21 protein-coding genes are annotated in these 23,177 nt (G+C 41.5%); 14 read left to right on the plus strand and 7 right to left on the minus strand.

Annotated features, from left to right (window positions below):
* The first annotated feature begins 29 nt into the window (after window positions 1–29).
* The 5 genes from WBJ10_RS10420 (at window position 30) to WBJ10_RS10440 (ending at window position 6,608) form a co-directional block, all read left to right on the plus strand.
* Complete coding sequence (locus WBJ10_RS10420) at window positions 30–1,217, plus strand: PAS domain S-box protein (RefSeq protein ID WP_424290013.1); 1,188 nt, start codon at window positions 30–32, stop codon at window positions 1,215–1,217.
* Window positions 1,214–2,281: a response regulator gene (locus WBJ10_RS10425; RefSeq protein ID WP_424290015.1), complete on the plus strand. Its 1,068-nt coding sequence runs from the start codon at window positions 1,214–1,216 to the stop codon at window positions 2,279–2,281. Before WBJ10_RS10420 ends, WBJ10_RS10425 begins: the two co-directional genes overlap by 4 nt.
* A gap of 83 nt (window positions 2,282–2,364) precedes the next feature.
* Window positions 2,365–3,447, plus strand: a complete 1,083-nt coding sequence (locus WBJ10_RS10430) for an NAD(P)-dependent oxidoreductase (RefSeq protein ID WP_424290017.1) — start codon at window positions 2,365–2,367, stop codon at window positions 3,445–3,447.
* A gap of 4 nt (window positions 3,448–3,451) precedes the next feature.
* On the plus strand, window positions 3,452–4,804 hold the full coding sequence (hemN, locus tag WBJ10_RS10435; RefSeq protein ID WP_424290019.1) for an oxygen-independent coproporphyrinogen III oxidase: 1,353 nt from the start codon (window positions 3,452–3,454) through the stop codon (window positions 4,802–4,804).
* 10 nt (window positions 4,805–4,814) lie between these two features.
* On the plus strand, window positions 4,815–6,608 hold the full coding sequence (locus WBJ10_RS10440) for a hypothetical protein (RefSeq protein ID WP_424290021.1): 1,794 nt from the start codon (window positions 4,815–4,817) through the stop codon (window positions 6,606–6,608).
* A gap of 41 nt (window positions 6,609–6,649) precedes the next feature.
* Here the strand turns inward: WBJ10_RS10440 and WBJ10_RS10445 are convergent, their stop codons facing one another.
* Window positions 6,650–7,873, minus strand: coding sequence for a hypothetical protein (locus tag WBJ10_RS10445; RefSeq protein WP_424290023.1), 1,224 nt, complete (start codon window positions 7,871–7,873; stop codon window positions 6,650–6,652).
* A 26-nt stretch (window positions 7,874–7,899) separates the two neighbouring features.
* The gene (locus WBJ10_RS10450) at window positions 7,900–8,520 is read right to left on the minus strand and encodes a Crp/Fnr family transcriptional regulator (RefSeq protein ID WP_424290025.1); all 621 of its coding nucleotides are present in this window, start codon (window positions 8,518–8,520) and stop codon (window positions 7,900–7,902) included.
* Between the two features lie 168 nt (window positions 8,521–8,688).
* Between WBJ10_RS10450 and WBJ10_RS10455 the strand changes: the two genes are divergently transcribed.
* The 8 genes from WBJ10_RS10455 (at window position 8,689) to WBJ10_RS10490 (ending at window position 15,935) form a co-directional block, all read left to right on the plus strand.
* Window positions 8,689–9,174: a c-type cytochrome gene (locus tag WBJ10_RS10455; protein ID WP_424290027.1), complete on the plus strand. Its 486-nt coding sequence runs from the start codon at window positions 8,689–8,691 to the stop codon at window positions 9,172–9,174.
* 131 nt (window positions 9,175–9,305) lie between these two features.
* Complete coding sequence (nosZ, locus tag WBJ10_RS10460) at window positions 9,306–11,318, plus strand: Sec-dependent nitrous-oxide reductase (RefSeq protein ID WP_424290029.1); 2,013 nt, start codon at window positions 9,306–9,308, stop codon at window positions 11,316–11,318.
* A gap of 56 nt (window positions 11,319–11,374) precedes the next feature.
* Window positions 11,375–12,391 (plus strand): nitrous oxide reductase accessory protein NosL, encoded by a 1,017-nt coding sequence (locus tag WBJ10_RS10465; protein WP_424290031.1) that lies wholly within the window; start codon window positions 11,375–11,377, stop codon window positions 12,389–12,391.
* Window positions 12,388–13,617, plus strand: coding sequence for a nitrous oxide reductase family maturation protein NosD (nosD, locus tag WBJ10_RS10470; protein WP_424290033.1), 1,230 nt, complete (start codon window positions 12,388–12,390; stop codon window positions 13,615–13,617). Before WBJ10_RS10465 ends, nosD begins: the two co-directional genes overlap by 4 nt.
* A gap of 22 nt (window positions 13,618–13,639) precedes the next feature.
* The gene (locus WBJ10_RS10475; RefSeq protein WP_424290035.1) at window positions 13,640–14,350 is read left to right on the plus strand and encodes an ABC transporter ATP-binding protein; all 711 of its coding nucleotides are present in this window, start codon (window positions 13,640–13,642) and stop codon (window positions 14,348–14,350) included.
* Complete coding sequence (locus WBJ10_RS10480) at window positions 14,343–15,110, plus strand: ABC transporter permease (RefSeq protein ID WP_424290037.1); 768 nt, start codon at window positions 14,343–14,345, stop codon at window positions 15,108–15,110. The genes WBJ10_RS10475 and WBJ10_RS10480 overlap by 8 nt, the downstream gene beginning before the upstream one ends.
* A 2-nt stretch (window positions 15,111–15,112) precedes the next feature.
* Window positions 15,113–15,553: a hemerythrin domain-containing protein gene (locus WBJ10_RS10485; RefSeq protein ID WP_424290039.1), complete on the plus strand. Its 441-nt coding sequence runs from the start codon at window positions 15,113–15,115 to the stop codon at window positions 15,551–15,553.
* A 1-nt stretch (window position 15,554) separates the two neighbouring features.
* Window positions 15,555–15,935, plus strand: a complete 381-nt coding sequence (locus WBJ10_RS10490) for a group III truncated hemoglobin (protein ID WP_424290041.1) — start codon at window positions 15,555–15,557, stop codon at window positions 15,933–15,935.
* Window positions 15,936–16,197: 262 nt separating this feature from the next.
* Here the strand turns inward: WBJ10_RS10490 and WBJ10_RS10495 are convergent, their stop codons facing one another.
* From WBJ10_RS10495 to ric, 5 genes are all read right to left on the minus strand, one after another.
* Entirely contained in the window at window positions 16,198–16,749 is a 552-nt protein-coding gene (locus WBJ10_RS10495) for a fasciclin domain-containing protein (protein WP_424290043.1), read from the minus strand.
* 122 nt (window positions 16,750–16,871) lie between these two features.
* Window positions 16,872–17,201, minus strand: coding sequence for a metal-sulfur cluster assembly factor (locus tag WBJ10_RS10500; RefSeq protein WP_424290045.1), 330 nt, complete (start codon window positions 17,199–17,201; stop codon window positions 16,872–16,874).
* Entirely contained in the window at window positions 17,194–18,480 is a 1,287-nt protein-coding gene (locus WBJ10_RS10505) for a hypothetical protein (protein ID WP_424290047.1), read from the minus strand. Before WBJ10_RS10505 ends, WBJ10_RS10500 begins: the two co-directional genes overlap by 8 nt.
* Window positions 18,477–19,310 carry a DUF2249 domain-containing protein gene (locus WBJ10_RS10510; protein ID WP_424290049.1) on the minus strand — a complete coding sequence of 278 codons (834 nt, stop codon included), beginning with the start codon at window positions 19,308–19,310 and terminating at the stop codon, window positions 18,477–18,479. The genes WBJ10_RS10505 and WBJ10_RS10510 overlap by 4 nt, the downstream gene beginning before the upstream one ends.
* Window positions 19,311–19,570: 260 nt before the next feature.
* Complete coding sequence (ric, locus tag WBJ10_RS10515) at window positions 19,571–20,524, minus strand: iron-sulfur cluster repair di-iron protein (protein ID WP_424290051.1); 954 nt, start codon at window positions 20,522–20,524, stop codon at window positions 19,571–19,573.
* 202 nt (window positions 20,525–20,726) lie between these two features.
* Between ric and WBJ10_RS10520 the strand changes: the two genes are divergently transcribed.
* The gene (locus tag WBJ10_RS10520) at window positions 20,727–23,117 is read left to right on the plus strand and encodes a heavy metal translocating P-type ATPase (protein WP_424290053.1); all 2,391 of its coding nucleotides are present in this window, start codon (window positions 20,727–20,729) and stop codon (window positions 23,115–23,117) included.
* The last annotated feature ends 60 nt before the right edge of the window (window positions 23,118–23,177 follow it).

The raw sequence follows: 23,177 nt of genomic DNA on the forward strand, positions 1-23,177 counted from the left end.
TTATTAATATTTTCGTAATTTACGACGAAATGGAAGAAGCAAAACTCCTAAATTCTATTATTAACACGGCCATTGATGGTATCATTACAATAGATTATCGCGGAATAATAGAAACGATGAATCCTGCTGCCCTGAAGATTTTTGGGTACGAAGAAGAAGAAGTCCACGGAAAAAATATTTCTGTTTTAATGCCCGAACCAGACAAAAGTGCCCACGATGGATATCTTCAAAGATATCAGGGCACTGGAGAAAGACGAATAATCGGTATCGGCAGAGAAGTGCGTGGCTTAAAAAAAGATGGCAGTACCTTTCCGTTCAGGCTCGCGGTTAGCGAGGTAGAGTATGACAACCGCAAAATCTACACCGGGTTTATACATGACCTTACCAGGGAGAAAGACGCTGAAAATTCCCTTAAGGAATATACAGAAATTTTAGAAGAACGAATAAGAGAGCGGACTGCAATCCTGCAGACCTTAGTAAATGAACTGGAAAAGGCCAAAGAGGATGTGAGCTTGTCACTTGAAAAGGAGAAAGAATTGAACCAGCTAAAAACGCGCTTTGTGTCAATGGCCTCTCATGAATTCCGTACGCCCCTCAGTTCTGTACAGCTTTCAGCATCCCTTATAGAAAAGTATGCTGAGAAACCTGATAAAACAAATATTGTCAAGCATACGGGCAAGATCAAAAACTCAGTAGGCCAGCTTACAGGGATTTTAAATGATTTTCTATCGCTTGAGAAGTTAGAAGCCGGAAAAACAAATGCTGAGTTCCAGGAATTTGACGTGGTTAAGTTCTCCGAAGATCTTATCGAGGAGATGCAGATGATAACTAAACAAAACCAGGTCATAGTTTATCAGCACACCGGCATATCCAGCAATATTAACTTAGATCCTGCCCTCTTAAAAAATTCCATAATCAATCTCATCTCTAATGCTATAAAGTATTCCGGAGAAAATACGTTCATTGAATTTATTACAGAACTCAATCATTCTCAGCTTACAATTACTGTTCAAGATAACGGCATAGGTATCCCAATGGAGGAACAGAAAAATCTATTTGAGCCCTTTTTTCGTGCTCATAACACAGGAAATATCCCTGGAACGGGGCTTGGTTTAAATATTGTTAAACGTTATGTTGAGCTGATGGGAGGAACGGTGGTATGCGAAAGTGCAATTAATAAAGGAACAACAATTACTTTAATTTTCAATCAGATATGAAAAAACCTCTCACAACCGTACTGATTATAGAAGATAACGAAGACATAAGGGAAAGCACAGCGGAAATCCTCGGACTCGCTGATTATAATGTAGTTGTAGCAGATAATGGAAAGAAAGGTGTGGAACTGGCCATGAGCCACCTTCCTGATATTATCCTTTGTGATATCATGATGCCGGTACTGGATGGATACGGAGTGTTATATATGCTAAGTAAAAATGAACAAACTGCCGGCATACCTTTCATATTTATTACGGCTAAGAGCGAGCGAACTGATATGCGAAAGGGCATGGAAATGGGGGCTGATGATTATTTAACCAAGCCTTTCGGTGATATGGAGTTACTCAATGCTATAGAAACAAGGCTTTCAAAAAGAGATGTAGCTATAAAAAGCACGATGAAGACTCATTCATTAGATCTTTTGCTTGACGAAGCAAAGTCTGCTAAATTATTGAGTGAACTATCGGAGAGCAGTCGCCAGCGGAACTACAAGAAAAAACAAACGGTGTACTCGGAGGGCGACCACCTCTCGCATGTGTTTATGATTAAGAGCGGTGGAGTGAGAACCTATATGGTTTATCAGGATGGACGCGAAATAGCTACCGGAATGCTTGGTCCCGGAGAGTTTTTTGGATATGATTCTGTACTTCTTAATAAACCCTGCAGTGACAATGCCGAAACCCTGGATAACACAGAATTAAACTTACTTTCTCGCGAAGATTTTCACTCGCTTCTTTTCAAGAATCCTGGCATATCAAAGAAATTTATCGAGCTTCTATCTGGAAACGTACGTGAGAAGCAGGAACAATTATTAAAACTGGCCTATAACTCCGTACGCAAGAGAGTGGCTGATGCCTTACTCAGCCTTGCGGAAAAATTTGGGGAAAAAGGTTCGGATGTTTCAACAATCAAAATATCAAGAGACGATCTCGCTGCGATGGTAGGTACCGCAAATGAAACGGTTAGCCGGACCCTCTCCGACTTCAAAGATGAAAAACTCATCGAAAAAGAAGCAAGTACTATCAAAATCCTTTCCATACTTAAGTTAAGTAAAATCAAGCAGTAAGTGATCCAGATCATCTTTCTTTCTGACTAATCTCATAGCATAACTTTTCCTGTAGCCCTAATTTTGCTTGAAATTGTTGGGCAATGAAAGCAGTAGCGTACAGTATTAAAGCGTGTGAGAAAGAACCCCTGATAAGGGCGAATAATAAAAAACACGACATCACCTTAATTTCCAATAGGTTAACCCTGGATACCGTATCGTATGCACAAGGGAAGGAAGCTGTACTCGTTTTTTCAAGCGATGATGTTTCTTCTCCGGTCATTAACAAGTTAAAGGAACTTGGCGTGAAATATATCTGCTCCAGATCCACCGGCCTTGACCATATCGATCTTCACGAAGCCCATCGGGCGGGTATCCAGGTCGCTAATATCCCTTCCTATTCACCAGCTTCGATAGCTGAGCACGCGTTGGCTTTATTATTAGCGCTCCTCCGAAACCTGATACCTTCTCATACTCAAACCATGATGTACGACTTCACCCTTGATGAATTGGTCGGAAGTACTATAAGTGATAAAACCATCGGAGTAGTTGGATTTGGAGAAACGGGAAAAGTCTTTACAAAGATATTGAGTGGATTCGGTGCGAAAGTTCTCGTTAATGACTTGCTTGATATCTCCGCCAAAGCTGAGGAGCTGGGAGCAAAGGCAGTACCTTTTAATAAAATATTAAGCGACTCAGATATTATTTCTTTCCATATTCCCCTCAACGAGAAAACCCATCACCTAATCAACTCAAGCACCATTCAGGAAATGAAAAAAGGTGTCATTCTGATCAATGTGAGCAGAGGCGCCATTTTTAACTCCTTAGATGTGTATAAGGCGCTCCAGGATGGTTATATAAGCAAGATTGGTATGGACGTTTATGAATTTGAACACAATGTATTCTTCTTCGACCACAGCCGAAACCCTATTGACGATAAGCTCCTTAAAGCATTTATACAAAATTCAAGAGTCCTTTTAACACCACACCAGGCATTTCTTACGGCAGAAGCATTGCAGGTGATCGCTGCAAAGACAATCGAAAATTTGAATGAATGGGCCAAAGGCATTAATCTAAATATAGCTGTCCAAAAGGAAGCTGAGACCGATTCTAACAATGAACAAGATATTGTTCCATTAATAGCCGGGATAATCCCGTCAGATGATTTTTCAAGAAATTCAAATTAAAAACATGATATCGACAGAACTTGTCAGAAAATATAATGTTGCAGCACCGCGATATACCAGCTACCCGACAGTGCCCTATTGGGACCTTAACCAATGGGATCAGCAGAAATGGTTCGATACGGTTACACGATCTTACAACGAAAGTTGTGATCTCGGCATAAGTCTTTATATACATCTCCCCTTTTGCGAGAATTTATGTACCTACTGCGGCTGTACAACCCGGATAACGAAAAACCATAAAGTTGAAGGACCTTATATTGACGCCGTTTTAACTGAATGGAAAATGTATCGCCAGGTTTTGGGAGTTAAGCCTCAAATTCGTGAGATCCATCTTGGAGGCGGGACGCCGACGTTCTTCAGCCCGGAAAACCTGAGGCGATTAATGGATGGAATCCTGCAAAGTTCCGTTTTATTGCCTGATGCAGACCTCTCCTTTGAAGGTCATCCCGCAAATACAAGCCCTGAACATCTTAAAACTTTATATCAATGCGGCTTTAAAAGAGTGAGTTTTGGTATCCAGGATTTCGATCCGACAGTTCAGCTAGTGATTAACCGGAAGCAGAGTGTCGAGCAGGTTAGGGATGTCACTGTCGCCGCCAGGAATTTGGGATACACTTCTGTAAATTACGACCTGATTTACGGTTTACCCCTGCAAAAGTTAAGCAGTATTACTAATACCATCGCTGAAGTTATCAAACTCAAGCCCGACCGCATAGCATATTATAGTTACGCCCATGTTCCCTGGATTAAACCAGGTCAGAGGAGTTTTACGGAAAAAGATCTTCCGGTAAACGAAGAGAAAAGGCAACTCTATGAACATGGCAGAAACCTTTTATTAGGTGGAGGTTACCATGATATTGGAATGGATCACTTTTCCTTAGAAGACGACAAACTTTACAAAGCAGCCCTGGCCGGTAAGTTGCATAGAAATTTTATGGGCTATACCCACCAGTACACTAAATTATCGATCGGATTGGGTGTTTCATCAATAAGCGACAGCTGGTATGGTTTTGCCCAGAATCTTAAATCGGTTGAAGAATACCTGGATCTGATTTCAAAAGAAGAGTTTCCTCTGATCAAGGGGCACATTTTAACAGCAGAAGATTTGGTTGTCAGGAGGATCATATTAGACATCATGTGTAAAAGAAGTGCAATTCTCCCTCATGACATTCCGCTGTTTAATGAATTTACCGAAAGGTTGGAACCTCTTCAAATGGATGGCCTTGTAACTATTGATGGAAAAGATCTTCGTGTTACAGATAAAGGTCTGGCATTCTTACGAAATATATGCATGTGTTTTGACCAAAAATTACTCTCCAACGCACCCGAGAGTCAAATATTCAGTAGTGCAGTTTAAACTTTAAATCATGAGCCATACATTTCATATTCCGGTACTCGGACTCGGGTACTCAATAGACACCCCCCTCAAAGTCGCGAGGTACGGGATTTCTTCGGTAGTTTCAATCGTTGATGATGAATTAACGGAAAGAATGAGAAAATTTCATTCTCCTAAGGACACTGATTTTGTTCCAATCGAAAAGGGGAATCCAGCATTCAGATCCATGAGGATTACTGCTTATTTAAATCTTCTCGATGATCTCGTTAATGAGCAGCATGAAAACTTGAAAAGACAAGGATTTACACCAACGTCGGACATAACCAGGTATTTTGAATTGCTTCCACCGGCTGCAGAAGGCAAGAGAATTTATAATTTAATGCTTACAGAGCGTAACCCATACAAAAGGAGTTTTCTTCAAAACCAACTGAGATCACTCGTAAAAAAGGGAGCCATTGACGTGAACATTATGGCGAAAGTGGACAAAATCAACCACCAGAAAAACGATCTTCAGGAGGGTGAACGCTTATCGGATGCCCTGGCAGCACTCGCAGGATATGCCAAAAGTAAATTACAATCCTCGCTAATCCTCTCTGCCGGTATGAATCCCAGACTCTATACTTTTATTGAAGAGTTCCCGGACTTTTTCCCCTCAGATAGCCAGGAAGCCAAGAAAAAAGTAGTCCTTAAGGTAAGTGATTACCGTTCGGCATTTATACAGGCCAAATTTTTGGCAAAAAAAGGCATCTGGGTTCACGAGTTCAGAATTGAATCGGGTTTAAACTGCGGAGGACACGCTTTTGCAACGGAAGGATTCCTATTGGGGCCGATTCTTGAAGAGTTTAAACAGAATCGAAAAGACATGTCCATTGAACTTTTTGAAAGTTACAAATCCGCCTTGTCAGATAAAGGCTTTGATGGAATTTCTTGCCCGGTAACACGGGTAACGTTCCAGGGAGGTATTGGCACAGCTGAAGAGAATAGGTTTCTTCAAACACATTATCAATTGGACGGCACCGGATGGGGCAGCCCATTTCTATTAGTCCCGGAGGCTACTAATGTAGATAAAGAAACCCTGGAAATGCTGGCCGGGGCAAGTGAAGATGATTTTTATATTAGCGGCTCCTCACCTCTTGGAATCCCCTTTAACAGCTTCCGGAAAAGTTCTGCAGAGGCTCAGCGTATTAAAAGGATAGAAGAAGGTCGTCCTGGAAGTCCGTGTACCAAAAAGTTCCTGGTGTCAAATACTGAGTTTACTTCCGAGCCCATTTGCACTGCATCACGGAAATACCAGAGTTTAAAAATCAAGGAACTGAAAACAAAAGAGCTTTCAGCAGCCGACTACCAAACGAAATTTGATGAGATAACAGAAAAAATTTGCCTGTGCGAAGGACTCTGCTCCTCAGCGTACATCAAAAATGGAATGGTAAAACCAAAAGAGAACAGAGCAGTGGCTATATGCCCGGGACCGAATACGGCATATTTCTCAGGAATTTATTCGCTTGATGAAATGGTTAAACACATTTACGGATCGCTCAATTTACTTGAAGGGACCTCCAGGCCTAACCTGTTCATTAATGAGCTTAAACTTTACATAGATTACCTCAAAAAAGACATTGAAGGCAGCCTACAGCTTCTTACCGACAAGAAAGCAAAACAACTCGAAAAGTTCAAAGAGCAGCTATTAAATGGGATTGACTATTACGAATCGCTGATTCCTGAATTGATCGGTTCTTCAAAAGACATAGTTTTAACATTTGAAAATGATCTTAAAAGACTACGCGAATTAGTGAGACCTATGACTTCGCTCACACAGGTTAGTTGAGCAATATGACCGAACTAGAATATTGACACCAGGCTCCGGATTTATATCGGGGCCTGCTTGCTTTTTAAGGAACCAATAAAGAGAGTTCCGAGCCCAATCATAAGTATAACAGCTGCTCCGAAAAGCATGATCTGAATATGAGGGACAACGCGATATGCCATAGCTGCGACACCCTGAATCATCAGCAAAAGCTCGTTAATGATCACGCCCGCAACAAAAATCGATATACCGGTAACTACACTCCTTGAAACAGTTATCATTTTTAAGGAAACAATATATCCAATGATAAAGATCGAAGTTACCCCCAGTAGCACAAGATGAAGGTAGCCGATAATGATCGGCCTGAAACCATATGAAAGCTGGCTCAGCTGCGGGTGAATTGAGCCTGTTTGCAGTAAAAGCTTAATGGTAAACGCAATCCCTGAAAGCATAAAAAGCACTTTAGCAAACCTGGAAAATTGCCTGCTCAGGATTTCTCTGTTTTTAAAAATTGATTCCATTATAAAAAACCACCCAGCCAATTGTGCCACCACTGCAGCACACAGTAGAAAGTAGATACTTCCTACAAAAGGCAGCCAGAGAATTGATAGAAAATATGCTGGTATACAGGCAGCACAAAAAAGGTAAAAAGCATAATATAGCCTCTTTGAAGGTATATCGCGCGTTGTTAACAGATCCATTAGCAACCCTAAACCAGCAAATAAAAACCAGCCGTTATATTGAAAATGGAGGAAAAAATACTCGGAGGTCAAGTGCCAGTTTTGATCAACCATTTTAATATACATCATGTAAGCGAGTGCGAACGGTCCCAGATTGGAAATCACACCGAAGATCAGAGACCAGCGGAACCACAGACGGCTGACAGTCTTTTCAGAGATGCGATTTAAATCTTTCCAGAAATAAACCCCGAAAACACAAAAAGCAACTACTGAGAGAGTGGAAAAACAAATGGAATAAAAAGCATATCCCTGCAGGATAAAACTAACCAGCATGCCGTAGGCACTAATCAGATTAGCATAAAGTATAAAGCGATACCTGGTAAAAATACGTTCGCCTAGCCTGGCGCTTAGATAGTAGATAAGCAGTATCATGAGAGTTTGAGATATCCATCCCACGAAGGCAAAGTGAGAGTGACTGTGCAGAAGGTTCCTTTGATCTACAAAGGGGAGTGCGAAAACAATTTTATATCGAAGTACAAATCCCAAAAATGATACAAGAAACAGATTTAATAAGGATATTTTAATCCATTGTGATAAAAAACTCATCTCAGTCAAAAGTAAGCCGGATAAATTTATGCTGATATGACTTCAATCATATCTTTACAAAATACTTTTCCTCTGCTTATCGACAATTCACCCTTCTCATACATATTTCTCATTGTTCGGATCACAGTTTCCACCCTCAGCCCGGTCATACCAGCAATCTGCTGTCGCGTTAATTTCAATTGATCGCAATCAGGGCAAAAGCTTTTATTTTCGGATTTAAGATAGTTAATTAGGTTAGCTATTCTAACTTCCGGGCTATTAGATGCCATCGATTTTAGTAGGGAGTATTTAAAGCGCAGTCTCTTTGTAAACAATTTGGTAAAAGCCAGAAGTAATTGACTGTTTTCATTTATCAACTCACCAAAAGACGGTTTGTATAATCTTATAAGAACACAATCTGTATTAGCTATTGCGGTTGCTGCATAAGGCCCATCGTCGAAAAGTGGAAATTCACCAAAGGACTCCCCTGCTTCAGCGATCGCATGGATGCATTCCCTGCCTTCTTCATCGATATTTAACCACCGGACGCTTCCGCTAACCAGCTGGAAGTAATAAATGCACGCATCATCTTCGCGAAAAATTGTTTCGCCGGTTTTTACTTTTTTATAGGTGGCTCCCCAAGCCAGCAGTAAATTCAGATCAATCATTGCCTCATCGTTATTTGTTGAACAAATCTACTTGGCAAACAAGAGTCAAATCATGACAGCGCTTACGCAATTATATGATCTTGATCATATATGATTCAACGCATAAAGAAACATTTGGCTAGTACCTAAACTTGCACAAGAAAACAAAATTTAAATTAATTAACCAATATGAAAAAGCTTTTCATACTAACTATCATGGTGGCCTTTATCGGATTTATTGCTTCATGCGGTGGAAACAATAATAGCGAAGAAAAAACTGAAACTACTTCTACTGAAGAAGGTGCAGAATCGGGTACCGGAAATCCGTCCTATGACCCGAATCGTGGGGAGGGAAAATTCACCTCTATGGAACTGGGGGCCCTGGATGCCAGCAAAGCCGAACTCGGCAACCAGGTCTCCCAGGTAAAATGCAGTAGTTGTCATAAACTAACCGATGAACGCCTTGTCGGACCGGGCTGGGCTGGTGTAACTGAACGTCGCAAACCCGAATGGATCATGAATTTCATTACCAATACAGATGTAATGATTGACAAAGATCCGGAAGTGCAAGCTCAGCTAGAGTTATGCTTAGTGCGTATGCCAAATCAAAACCTTTCAGATGATGACGCAAGAAACATTCTTGAGTTCATGAGGAAAAATGACGGGGCCAAGTAAGGGTCCACTAAAGCACGCAATTAGACAATATCTGGGCTTAGAGCCCTTAAAAAGCATTTTACATGCTTTATCGGGGGGGGGGGCTTTTGTCAAATATTTTGAATAAACACCTAAATAAATAACACATAAAAATGAAAATCAATAGAAAATATGCATGCGGTGTGGCTGCCCTCGCATTATTAGCAGGCTTAAATGCCTGTAAGCCAAAAAATGCAGGATCCGTTGTAAGCGGTGATGCAGGAGCCAAGGCGTATGTAGCGCCCGGAAAATACGATGAATACTATAATTTTGTCTCCGGAGGTTTTAGCGGACAGCTTTCCGTGTACGGTCTGCCTAGCGGAAGACTCCTACGGGTTATTCCTGTATTCTCTGTCGACCCGGAAAAGGGATGGGGATATTCGGAAGAAACTAAACCCATGTTGAATACTTCCCACGGCGAGGTGCCATGGGACGATCTTCACCACGTTTCCATGTCGCAAACGAATGGCGAAATTGACGGACGCTGGGTTTTTGCGAACGGTAACAATACACCTCGTGTTGCCCGTATCGATCTTAAAACCTTTCGCACTGCAGAGATCCTGGAACTCCCGAACAGCGGTGGTAATCATTCCTCACCTTTTATAACTGAAAACTCTGAATATATCGTTGCAGGTACAAGATTCAGTGTACCTCCTGATGATAAAAATGGCGACGTTCCCATAAATACCTATAAAGAAAATTTCAAGGGAACAATCAGCTTTATCAGCGTGGACAAGGCAAATGGTAATATGGATGTAGCATTCCAGATACAAGGCCCAGGCGTGAATTTTGACCTTAGCCATGCTGGTAAAGGCAAATCCGCTGGATGGTTTTTCTTCAGCACGTATAATACCGAACAAGCAAATACACTTCTTGAAGTAAATGCATCCAAGCGTGATAAAGACTTTATCATGGCTGTAAATTGGAAAATGGCTGAGAAACTTATTAAAGAAGGCAAAGGTCGCAAGCAAGCCGTCAAATATGCTAGTAACCGCTTTGATGAGAAAACACACACTGCCACATCGACTATAAAAAATCAGGTTACAGTACTCGACATGCGTGATTATCCGGGATTAGTTTATATGATTCCATGCCCAAAATCACCACATGGCTGTGATGTAGATCCAACAGGAGAATACATTGTAGGGAGCGGTAAACTGGCGGCGCTAATACCGGTATTCAGCTATGATAAAATCCAAAAAGCAATAGCTGACAAAGCTTTCGATGGGGAATACGAAGGCATTCCAGTGATAAAATATGAAGCAGCCTTATATGGTGAAGTTAAAAAACCAGGTTTAGGCCCTTTGCATACCGAATTTGATGATAAAGGAAACGCCTATACTTCCATGTTCGTTTCTAGCGAAGTGGTGAAATGGAACGTCAAAGACCTAAAAGTACTTGACAGAGTCCCTACGTATTACTCCGTTGGTCACCTGATGATCCCTGGCGGCGACTCTAAGAAACCTACAGGAAAATACATGGTTGCTTATAACAAAATAACCAAAGATCGTTACCTTCCTACTGGTCCGGAGTTATCTCAAAGCGCACAGCTTTACGATATTAGCGGCGACAAAATGCAACTGATATTGGATTACCCAACCATAGGGGAACCGCACTATGCGCAGGCAGTGGGTGCCGATGTGATCAAAAACAATTCGGTTAAATTCTTTAAAATTGAAGAAAACAGTCACCCTTACGTTACTAAAGGTGAAGCTAACTCCAAAGTGGTAAGAGAGGGCAATAAAGTACATGTTTATATGACGCTTATGCGCTCGCACCTTACCCCTGATAATATAGAAGGGGTACGCGTAGGAGATGAAGTATATTTCCATACTACTAATCTTGAACAGGATTGGGACGTTCCACACGGATTTGCAATAAAAGGAGCGCTTAACGCGGAATTGCTGGTAATGCCGGGTGAAACAACCACCTTAAAATGGATCCCGAAAAAGGCCGGAATGTATCCAATGTACTGTACCGACTTTTGCAGTGCACTTCACCAGGAAATGTCGGGATATGTAAGGGTATCTCCTGCTGGCAGCAATGTGCCGCTTACCTACAGTACCGGTACGAACGTGCCTAAATCTGAAGCGGCTGCGAAAACTACCGCCCGAGTTTCTAAATAAGCCTAAGCTGATAAGACAGGAGCCCATGTTCCTGTCTTATCTTAATTCCCACCTATATGACTAACAAAATAAGTAATCCCACCAGAATAATTCTCACAGTATGCGGCTTGGGTTTATTAGTAGTATTGTTTGCCCCAATCTGGAGAATAGAACTCACAGCGCCGCAATACCCCGAAGGCCTGTATCTTTCGATATACGCAAATAAGTTAGCCGGTAATGTGGACATCATCAACGGTCTTAATCATTATATCGGTATGAAAACACTTCATACGGATGATTTTATCGAATTTAAAGTGCTTCCCTGGATTATATCGTTTTTCGCAGGATTATTTATTCTATCAGCAATCGTGGCGTCAAGAAAACTGATGAATGCGGTGTTCTTTTTATTTGTGAGCTTTGGTGTACTCGCCATGGTCGACTTTTGGCGATGGGAATATGAGTATGGCCATAATCTCGATCCAAATGCTGCTATTATTGTTCCCGGTATGGCTTACCAGCCCCCCCTGATTGGCTTTAAACAGCTTTTAAACTTCGGCGCATACTCAATTCCTGATGTAGGGGGATGGATATTTATCGGTGTTGGTGCTGTCGTACTGTTTTTAGTTATTAAAGAATGGAAAGCAATAAAAACCAATCGGCTTACCAAGCAAAGTCGCGCCGCTGTTGCTGTTGGTTTAATCTTAATACTAACTTCTTGCAGCACGGAACCCCAGGCGTTAGTGCTGGGTAAAGATAACTGCGAATTCTGCAAAATGACAATAAGTGACGCAAGATTCGGTGCAGAGATTATCACAAAGAAGAGCAAGGTCTATAAATTCGATGATTCTCATTGCATAAAAGCATTCTTAAATGAGAAAAAAGTCGAAAAGGAAGATATCGCGAAAGTTTATTTTGTCGATTTCAACAAACCACATCCGCTTGTTGAAGCCGACAAGGCTTTTTTCTTACAAAGTCCGGCACTGAAAAGTCCGATGAACGGCAACATTGCAGCATTTACGAGTAAAGACACGCTTGAAAAGGCAGTACTTTCTTTTTACGGAAACACAACAACCTGGGAGGAAATGCAAAAATGAGATATCTCTTTCTCGCTGTACTTTTGTTTATTTATCTGGACGCGTCGGCGAAAACTATACGCGTAGGAGCAAAAAGAACTTATAAAAGTGTGCAGGCCGGGCTTAAAGTTGTAGCAGATGGCGATACCCTTGCTGTAGATGCCGGACATTACCGCGAGAGAAATCTGGCTATCAGAAAAAGGATAGTTTTTACGGGTATAGGATATCCGATTCTCGACGGTGAAAACAAGTACGAAATCATTTCGGTTTATGTCAGCGGAGTAATTGTAGAGGGATTCAAGATAATACATTCAGGTGTTTCAAGCTTAAATGACCTCAGTGGAATTAAAGTTTATAATAGCGATAATGTCATTATCACAAATAATGTGCTTGAGGATACCTTTTTCGGAATATATATTCAGAACGGGTCTAAATGCACAATTATAAACAACAAGCTCACTGCAACCAGCTTAGAAGAACAACAAAGCGGGAATGGGATACATTGCTGGAAGGGTGACAGTCTTAGTATTATCGGAAATAGAATCAGCGGCCACAGGGATGGAATATATTTCGAGTTTGTAAAAAACTCGGTAATCTTAAAAAACCACGCAGTGAATAATATGCGCTATGGATTACATTTTATGTTTTCTAACGACGACATGTATGCGAGTAATGTTTTTAGGAATAATGGCTCAGGAGTATCGGTTATGTACTCAAAGAGGATAAAAATGTTAAATAATTATTTTGAAGAAAACTGGGGTGATGCTGCCTATGGTATATTGCTCAAGGAGATCTCAGACGGAGTAATGGAGGGCAATTTTTTTACCAAAAACACCAGCGCCATTTACATGGAAGGCGCAACCAGGATTCATATGACTAAGAATACGTTTAAAGATAATGGATGGGCACTAAAAATTCAGGCTAGTTGTATGGATGTGGTCCTGGAGAGGAACAACTTTATCGGTAATACTTTCGACGTCGGTACAAACGGCTCCCTCGTACTGAACACTTTTAAAAACAATTACTGGGATAAATACGAAGGGTATGATCTTAATAAAGATAAGATCGGCGACATCCCTTTCAGGCCTGTAAGCATGTTCTCCATGATCGTAGAAAAGTTTCCTGCTGCTATGATCCTGTTCAGGACTTTCATCACCACCTTATTAGATAAGACAGAAAAAATACTGCCAAGCCTCACACCTGAAAACTTAAGGGACAACGAACCCTTAATGAACAGGGCATTTTAATTAACACACCTGCGCATCTATCATGATCAGCATAAATAACATAAGCAAGCATTTCGGTAAGTTAACAGCTTTGAACAACGTCTCGACGACCTGCGATCGGGGCGAATGCATCGCATTAATTGGACCTAATGGCAGTGGAAAGACTACCCTGATCAAATCTATTCTTGGAATGGTCCTGCCTGACAGCGGAACAATTACTTTTAAGGGGAAAAATATTGCTGGCAACTGGCAATATCGTGAAGAAATCGGATACATGCCGCAAATCGGAAAATATCCGGACAATATGACGATCGGCCAGATATTGGATATGATGAAAGATATCCGCAATAAAAAAACCGCGCTGGATGAGGACCTTATCCGGAGCTTCTCAATCGACAGGTTGATGGACAAGCGCATGCGTACCCTTTCCGGAGGCACTACTCAAAAAATGAGTGCGGCCCTTGCATTTCTTTTCAATCCGGCAGTTTTAATCCTTGATGAACCAACAGCAGGCCTCGACCCTGTAGCATCGGAGCTGTTTAAGCAAAAAATTATTGCTGAGAAGATGAAGGGGAAACTCGTGCTGATCACTTCTCACATACTCAGCGACCTCGACGACCTGGTAAGCCGGGTGATCTATATGCAGGATGGGAATCTGGTTTTCCATAAAAGTATCGAAGAACTGCGCCACGATACAGGAGAAGAACGGTTGGTAAAATCTATTGCACAAGTAATGGCTATGAATTATGAATAAGATAATTAAATATGTGATAACTGATATCCTGAGAAACAAGATCGTTATCGTTTATACCTTGTTTCTGCTTGCATCATCTTTAACAGTATTTAGCCTGGAAGATAACAATAGCAAGGGCTTGCTAAGTTTGCTTAATATTATCCTGATTGTTGTTCCACTGGTCTCCGTGATTTTTTCAACCATCTATATTTATAACTCTTCTGAATTTATTGAATTGCTTGTAAGTCAGCCGCTAAACAGGAAATCAATTTGGCTAAGTATTTTCGCCGGGCTCGCCTCGTCGCTTTCATTCGCTTTTTTTATCGGAGCCGGAATCCCTATACTGATCTATCAGGCCAATATAATTGGCCTTACAATGATAATGTCTGGCTTAGCGCTCAGTATAATCTTCGTTGCCATAGCACTGTTGGCAACAGTAAAAACCAGAGATAAAGCCAAGGGAATAGGCGCTGCAATCATGATTTGGCTATATTTTTCACTACTTTTCGACGGACTGGTGTTATTCCTCCTATTTCAATTCTCTGACTATCCTCTTGAAAAGCCAATGATCGGCATAAGCGCGCTTAATCCGATTGACCTTACCCGAATATTAATTTTGCTGCAGCTCGATGTATCTGCCATGATGGGCTATACAGGAGCAGTCTTTAAGGATTTCTTCGGCACCTATCCCGGCCTGCTGTTTTCATGCACAGTTTTGCTGATGTGGATAGCCTTACCCGTATGGTATTCAACCCGAAAATTTAAATCAAAAGACCTGTAGATATGAAACGACATGCTTCATTAATTCCCCTCTCGCACGAACATCACGAGGCCCTTATACTCGCCCGGCTTTTACAGAAGACGACACCGCCTTACAAGGGACTGCCAAATGAGCCAGCCGAAAAGGCACAATATGCTCTGAACTTTTTTCAGGATAAACTATTAACGCATTTCATTCAGGAAGAATCCCTCATCCCTATAGTGAAAGGCATTAGCCCGGAACTGGATATACTGATGGAAGAGATGGTCAGCGAACATGTGGAGATAAGAAACCTATTTGAACAATTAGCCCATGAAACCAACTTCCTGGAATCTAACGACCACCTTGGAAAGACTTTAGAAACTCATATTCGTAAAGAAGAGCGTCAGATATTCCCCCTAATTCAGGAAAGCTGCAACGATGGTGTGTTAGACAAAATAAGAGTGTTATTATCACAACATTAAATTGAAACCGGATATCAAAAGCAGGGCGGAAATCGTATTATTGGTAGATACCTTTTACGACAAGGTGTTGAAGGACAAACTATTGTCTTTTATTTTTAAAGATTTAGCGGCGATTAATTTTACATACCACCTGCCAGTGATGTATGATTTCTGGGAAAATATTATCCTCCGTACAGGATCGTACGAAGGAAATCCAATGCACCTCCACAGGAATATACATCATTTAACACCCTTGACCGAGGGACATTTCAGGCGCTGGGACAAACTCTTCCTCCTCACCGTTGACGAATTATTTGAAGGCGCCAAAGCTAAGATGGCAAAAGAAAGGGCGCTTAGTATCTCTGCCATTCTTCGGGAGAAGGTATTGGCGAATAAAAGGTAGTCACTATTATTCAAGCCCTTCAGGCTTGATATTCCGATTACATTCCTTCTTAGCCACGGATTTCATCCGTGGTTATTGTTATTCAAGCCTTTCAGGCTTGAATCCTCAGCATCGTTAAGACGGTTTCCGTGCTAGCCCGAAGGGCTTGAATATTAATAACCACAGGCGAAAGCCTGTGGTATGAGAGCCCCGCTGGACCCCAACCCTGAAAGGGTTGAACGGATACGGTCTAAAAAATTATTAGGTCTCGAAGAAATCTCTTTTACTTTGGCGGCAGCACCACCCCGTCAATTACATGCACCATTCCATTTGATGCAGGTACTGACGCAACAAGTGTAGCCGTTCCATTCAACATAATCTTCCCATCTTTTTTGCTGACCGTGATATTACCGCCATTTACCTGCCCAATTACTTGTCCATCGGTTAGGTTTTCCGCTTTAAATACCCCCAGCGACACGTGATACTGTAGAATATCTGCAAGATCCTCTTTCTTTTCAGGAGCAAGCAGGCCTTCAACAGTACCAGCGGGTAATTTATCAAACGCTGCATTGGTTGGCGCAAACACCGTAAATGGACCTGCATTACTAAGGGCATCCACGAGTTCAGCAGCCTGAACTGCTTTCACAAGCGTAGTATGATCCGGACTGGCGACAGCGACCTGCACTACATTTTTCTGCGACAAGTCGTCTTTAACACCAGACTGTCCTGTCAGGTTTGAGGGTGCTTCCTGTGACTGAGCTTGATCTGACGCAGTATTGCAGCTTAAAATCACACAAGAGCAGATAATAAACGATAACTTAAATACTTTTTTCATTTTCTTTTTAGTTTAATATAATTCTTATACAAAATATCTTTTTAATCACACTTAATTTATGACCCTAATCACACAAATTAATGATTCTAAACTTGCCGCTTCTCGCCCATCAGGACAAGTTTTTATTCCAAAAACCGTCTGCCTTCTTCAGAGATAAAATCAGGCGTCCACGCTGGTTCCCATACCAGTTTGACATCTATAATGTATCCTGGAAAATATGATTTCAGAATCGTTTCCGATCCGCCGAGGATTGCAGCACCCATTGGACAACCCCGGGAAGAAAGTGTCATTTCAACAAATATGTTCTTTCCCTGCCCGTCGATTTCTGCAAAGTAAAGAAGACCCATATCAACGATATTGATCCCTAGTTCGGGATCGATAATCATAGCCAAGGCCTCAATTACCTGGGCGCGGGAAACTTCCAGCTCATCTGTATTATCAAAATTACTCATACAGTTTTTTGTCTGGTTGATGAAAAATCACAATTAAAACATTCGATAGATATACAAGAGATACCGCTAAAAAACATCCCAAACCAGCGTTGATTAGTAGAGCTGATTTATAAAATATGCCGGCATAAAATATCAAGATAAAAATCAGGTACAACCCAAATTGTATTTTAAGTAATTTGTCCTTAAATATCTCAGCAGGCATTGGAATGGCGCCTTTACCGGCAAGATGCTGGTAATGCTTAAGCCATACAATAAAAGGTAAAGTTTTAAAAGTCTGACCAAGGATAAGGGAACTTATCCATCCCATAAAAAGCAGCGAGCCGTACAGCAAAGTGTAATTCACGGCAACCGGGCTTGACTTTATATGATAGAACACAATGAAAGGCAAGGTAAAAATAGCAGTACCCAACAGGATAAACGACACCAAACTATGCCAGATGGAGAGATCAACCTTTTTACGCATGCGGGAGCGGAAGCAGCCCGCAATAAAAGTAAGCCAACACGCAATTCCAGAAAGAGTGATCGAAGCCGCGACATAAGTTTTAAAATTAAGCTCTGAAAAGTAGGTATCAATCAAAAAAAATAACAAGCCGCCATTTATCAGATAAAAGCTCCACGATAGCAAGGCAGGCTTTTGCTGCTTAGATACCAGGACCATGGGGATTAATTTGGAGCTCACACCGGTAATGAGCATCAAAAACCAACCTGCCAAACCCATATGTGCATGTAGTTTCAAAAAGAGAAGATGGTCTTTTTGAAAAAAGGCATAACGAAAGTTAAATACCAAAAGAGTTCCCAGGAAAGCAGTTGCCACCAGCCAGATACAGGCAGTAATAATAAATTCCTGATGAATGTCGTCGCGATTTTGTTTAGCTGTTAGAAAGACATTAGTTGCAAACAGGCTCATGCCCGCTAAGAGCAGCAGGCTGCCAATTTGCATATAAATACCCGGCTCAAAATTCCAGAATGAATATACTAATAATACGAGTCCGCTGGTAAATAATAACAGGCTCAGCCAGGCAGCTTTATAACTATATAAATCGGTTTCCAGAATAACAGGAAGCAACTGGTATACTGCTCCAAATATAACCAGAGTTCCCCAGCCTAAGGCAGCCATATGTGTGATTGCCAGCAATTGCGGATGAAAATAATGGCCCGTTAAATTAGACGCAGCAAAGAGTAGCATGATTGCCAGGCTTACAAAACAAAACGCTGAAATGAGGTAATGTGTAACAACGATCCTGTATAAAAGTGGATTTTGAACAGCAGTAGAATTCATACCTTGCAGATGAGCATATTTACCTTACCATCGGGGCAGTTTTTGATAAAATACTTAAATCCCCGTTCCTCGAGTTCGGGTAAAAGATTGACAGGCAGTTTTTTATGGTAAACGAAAAGGGCTTCATCTTTTCCCAATCTTGAAAGGTTCTCGAGGATGCTGATCATGGGTTGTGGCATTTCCAAACCAGTAACGTCAATCGTCCTCGTTCTCGGCGGACCGAAGAAATCAAGCATGCGCTCGAACTCCGACCCGTTAAATAACAAATTGTCTTTTGCTGTTGGGTGTTTCGGAATTACATGGTTTACTTCATCTTTGACAAACCAGGTGTAAACCAGATCCTTTTCCGCCCGTTCAGACCAGGATCGAAACCCCTGCTTACTGAGCAGATTAATTAATGGTACTGGCTCAAAGGTGTTGATGATCTTTAAACACTCATTGTCTTTTAGGGATTTACTTGATTTGAGGATTAATTCAAGCGGGTCAGATCCTGAAGCAATTACGGGCCTTACATCAAGTTCAACAACCTTAAACCCGCCGGTGGTGTTTGCAGCTGTAATATTGCCATGATCTTTAGCAACTGATAAATCAACTTCCCTATCGGTGGTAAAACCAATTAATGTCATCTTATCCATAAAATCGCTGAATTTACAACCTGCGATTGCGCAGGCATCTGAAATACTAACCCGTCGGGCCAAAAGACTACGTAATATCGGATTCCTGAGCTTGCTGAAATTGGGATTCAGCTCCACAAGGCTATCGATAACTAAAGGGTTGGCTTTTATGAGCTCAGAAATGCGGGTTTTGGCGTTAATCATCGATGATTTCATGTTTCATTCTGTGGACCATCCGATATTACACCTGCCTGATGGCCGGAAAGCTTGTTGTTTGATTTGCAAAACGCCTATTTAACGCAAAGGGCAAGTCAACCCGCCTACCGGCAGGCACAGAGGACGCAAAGGTCTGACAAAACCACTATTGCCAAACTTTGGGCCCTTTGCGAGAACTCTGCGTCCTCTGCGGTTAAAACTAGGCATCATGCTAATTTTTCTTTTTACACTATGAGGATTGCTCCAAATCTCAACAAAGGTTATCCTCTAAGCCTCTTCTCCAATGCAATCGCCTTTGGAAACAAAATATTATTTTCCAGATGGACGTGATTGAAAAGATCATTTTCAAATTGCTGGAGCTTTTTAAACAATACAGTATAAGATGTACATGCGTCTGCCGGCAGTATATAATCGCTTGTTAAGCTCCGAATTTCAGCCATATCCTCTCCGGCCTGCTCGTGCTCAACTTCCATCATTTGCGTTGGCGTTTGTATGCTGTCGAAAGCGGCAGCGGGCGTTTTCGTACCCGATTGCTCATCAAGCAGCAATGTTTTGATAAAAGGGAACACGATATTCTCCTCTTTCACCAGGTGAAGGCTTAAATCCTTCCCCAGACGATTGAAAATTTCAGCGACCCGGACAAGCTCCGTGTGTTGTTTGCCGTGAACTGATGCCACTTTGTTTGCCAGTTCTGTGATAAATGGAACATTTGTTCTCACATACTCATGATGGGTGTTGACAATATAATCCGCCAAAAAGTCCAGTTTCCATTTGTCGAAATCATTTCCGTTCTGCTCTTCCTCCTTACTAACTGCATCAAGTTCTGATTTCACGCTCTCCAGGTCAAGGCCTTTAGTCTTGCAGACTTCTTCCACAGTATTTTTACCGCCACAGCAAAAATCAATGCCTAGTTTTTTAAAGACTTGCGCCTTTCTGTAATCTTTGACCACCATTTCTCCTATTGTTTCTGAGGAGGCTTGATCGCCAAGCTTTGCGATTTTAACTTTCCAACGCTCAGGTCCATTTTCAAGGTATTCCCAGGTGAACACACTTCCCCTTTCACCTATTAACTGGTAATACAGGGGCTTGGGGTCGTGATCATTGTCAATTATAAATGCTTCATTTGAGGATAATGAGTCAAATTTCTCGAATATTTTCGGATGTTTAAAACTTGGCTCAATGACGGTAACGTCTAATATATCTAGAGATTCCATATGTATATAAATTAAGATTTCTGTGATACAAAGGACAGCATACATAGCCTGGTAAAATATGATTCTGGCCATAATTGCCATAAAAAAACAATGATCTTCCTTACATTTTTTGCCCAAAAAAGTGATCCAGATCATTATCTGTAATAAGCGGAGTCACTGATTCTATCGGCGGATATTCCATTCTTTACAAAAATTAGGGAACATGAATAAACACACCTTAGCTTCAGAAAAATGCTACCATTGTGGAACGGAAGTCGGCCAGGAAAAATACCACATTGATGAGAAAAAATTCTGCTGCATGGGTTGTCAAAGTGTATACCTGGTGTTGTCATCTACTGATATGTGCAGTTATTATGCATATAATGACAGCCCAGGCCAAAAACAGATAATTTCGCAAAAGCACCTGGAATATCTGGACGAGCCTGGTATCGCATCAAAGCTTATAGATTATTCAGACGATAAGATAACCAGCGTAACCTTCTACATTCCCGCCATTCATTGCAGTTCTTGTATATGGCTGCTGGAACATTTGCATAAGCTAAATCCAGGTGTGGCATACTCACGTATAGATTTCCTTAAAAAACAAGCATCGATTTGCTTCCGCCACCAGAAAATATCGCTTCGGGAGCTAGTGGAACTGATGACTTCCATCGGATATGAGCCCTTAATCAGTATTCAGGATGTAGTTAAGGAGAAGCAGCATTCCGTGAATCATGAACTTATCAAAAAAATTGGAGTAGCGGGTTTTTGCATGGGAAATGTGATGTTACTCAGTTTTCCGGAATACCTGGGCCTCGCTTCTTTCGAACAGCAATTCCGTTCACTATTTGGATGGCTGAACCTGGCGTTCTCTATACCCGTAACCTTCTATTGTGGTAAAGAATTTTTCACCTCTGCCTGGTCCAGCCTAAAACACAAAATGATCAATTTGGACGCTCCTCTCGCATTGATCATTGCTGTTCTGTTTTTACGTTCTGCCTTTGAAATAATCACGTCAACAGGACCGGGTTTTACTGATACACTAACCGGACTTGTATTCCTGCTTCTTTGCGGCAGATGGGTTAAACAACGCACATATTATCATCTCTCCTTCAAACGCGACTACCGGTCCTATTTTCCCATTGCCGTTACCGTGATACGAAACGGGCAGGAAAAACCTGTGGCAATCGAAGAACTAAAGTTAGGCGACAGGATGCTAATCCGGAATAATGAGATTATCCCGGCCGATGCTATTTTAATGAAAGGTAATGCATTAGCCGATTTCAGTTTCGTGACAGGTGAATCTGCTCCCGTCCCTAAGGTACTGGGTGAAATTGTCTATGCCGGCGGCAGACAGATCGGGGAAGCAATTGAAATGGAAGTAATCAAGCCAGTGTCGCAAAGTTATCTTACCTCTCTTTGGAATAACGATACTTTTAAGAAGAAAGAAGACGACAATAAAAATTTTAATGATACTATTGCTAAATACTTCAGCATTGTCACTCTTACAATTGCTCTTTCAGCAGCGAGCTTTTGGGTAGTTTCTTCAAACACGGATAAAGCCTGGAATGCCTTTACCGCTGTCTTAATTGTAGCATGTCCTTGTGTGCTTGCCCTAAGTACGCCATTTACTTTATCGGCTATTCTAGCCATTTTCGATAGAAATCATTTTTATCTTAAAAGTACCAATGCCGTTGAACAATTAGCTAGAATAGACACTATTGTATTTGATAAAACGGGTACAATAACTTCACCGGAAGAACCTGAATTTACGTTTTCCTCTACTATCTCAGATGATGAAAAGTTGCTGGCTGCATCATTGGCCAGAAATTCGATGCATCCGCTCAGCCGCGAAATTATCAGATGGTCGGGGTTTGAGAAATACTATCCCGTTGATGAATTCCGTGAAATTCCCGGGGAGGGATTAACCGGAACAATAAACAATCGGGCCGTTAAACTGGGCAGCGCAGATCAAAGAAATATTTCAGGAAACAATTCTACAGATTCCGCCAGCGTACATTTCGAAATAGATAGAATCCCTAAAGGATATTTTAGAATAAAGCAAGGATGGAGACCAGGACTAAAAACACTTTTCGACACGCTTTCTGTAAATTTTGATTTGCATTTGCTTTCCGGAGATAACACTGGGGAGAAAAAGAATTTAGCGGCAATGTTTCCTAAACCTGAGCAAATGAGCTTTCGCCAATCTCCGCATAGCAAGCTGCAGTATATCAAGGACCTGCAGTCCAGGAGAAAAAGTGTAATGATGCTTGGCGATGGGCTAAATGATGCTGGTGCCTTGAAAGAGAGCGATCTGGGAGTCGCAGTTACCGATAATACCAATAATTTTAGTCCAGCTTGTGATGCTATTATGAGCGGCAAGTCTCTCGTACTGCTCCCCTCATTTATCAAGCTGGCCAAGGACGGAGTAAAAACCATCAAATTGAGCTTTCTGATCGCAGGGTCTTATAATCTTATTGGGGTTTACTTTGCCGTTCAGGGGAATTTATCACCATTAACGGCAGCAGTACTTATGCCATTAAGCACTATCACCATATTAACTTTTGCCTCTATAAGTACACGTTACCATGCGAAAACCAACAATTTGTCATGAACATCATCCCTAAATCCCTTGAGATCAAAATCCAACCCTTTCTTCAGGTACAATCTGATG

It is taken from the genome of Daejeonella sp. (genome assembly GCF_049655485.1).
Lineage (GTDB): Bacteria > Bacteroidota > Bacteroidia > Sphingobacteriales > Sphingobacteriaceae > Daejeonella.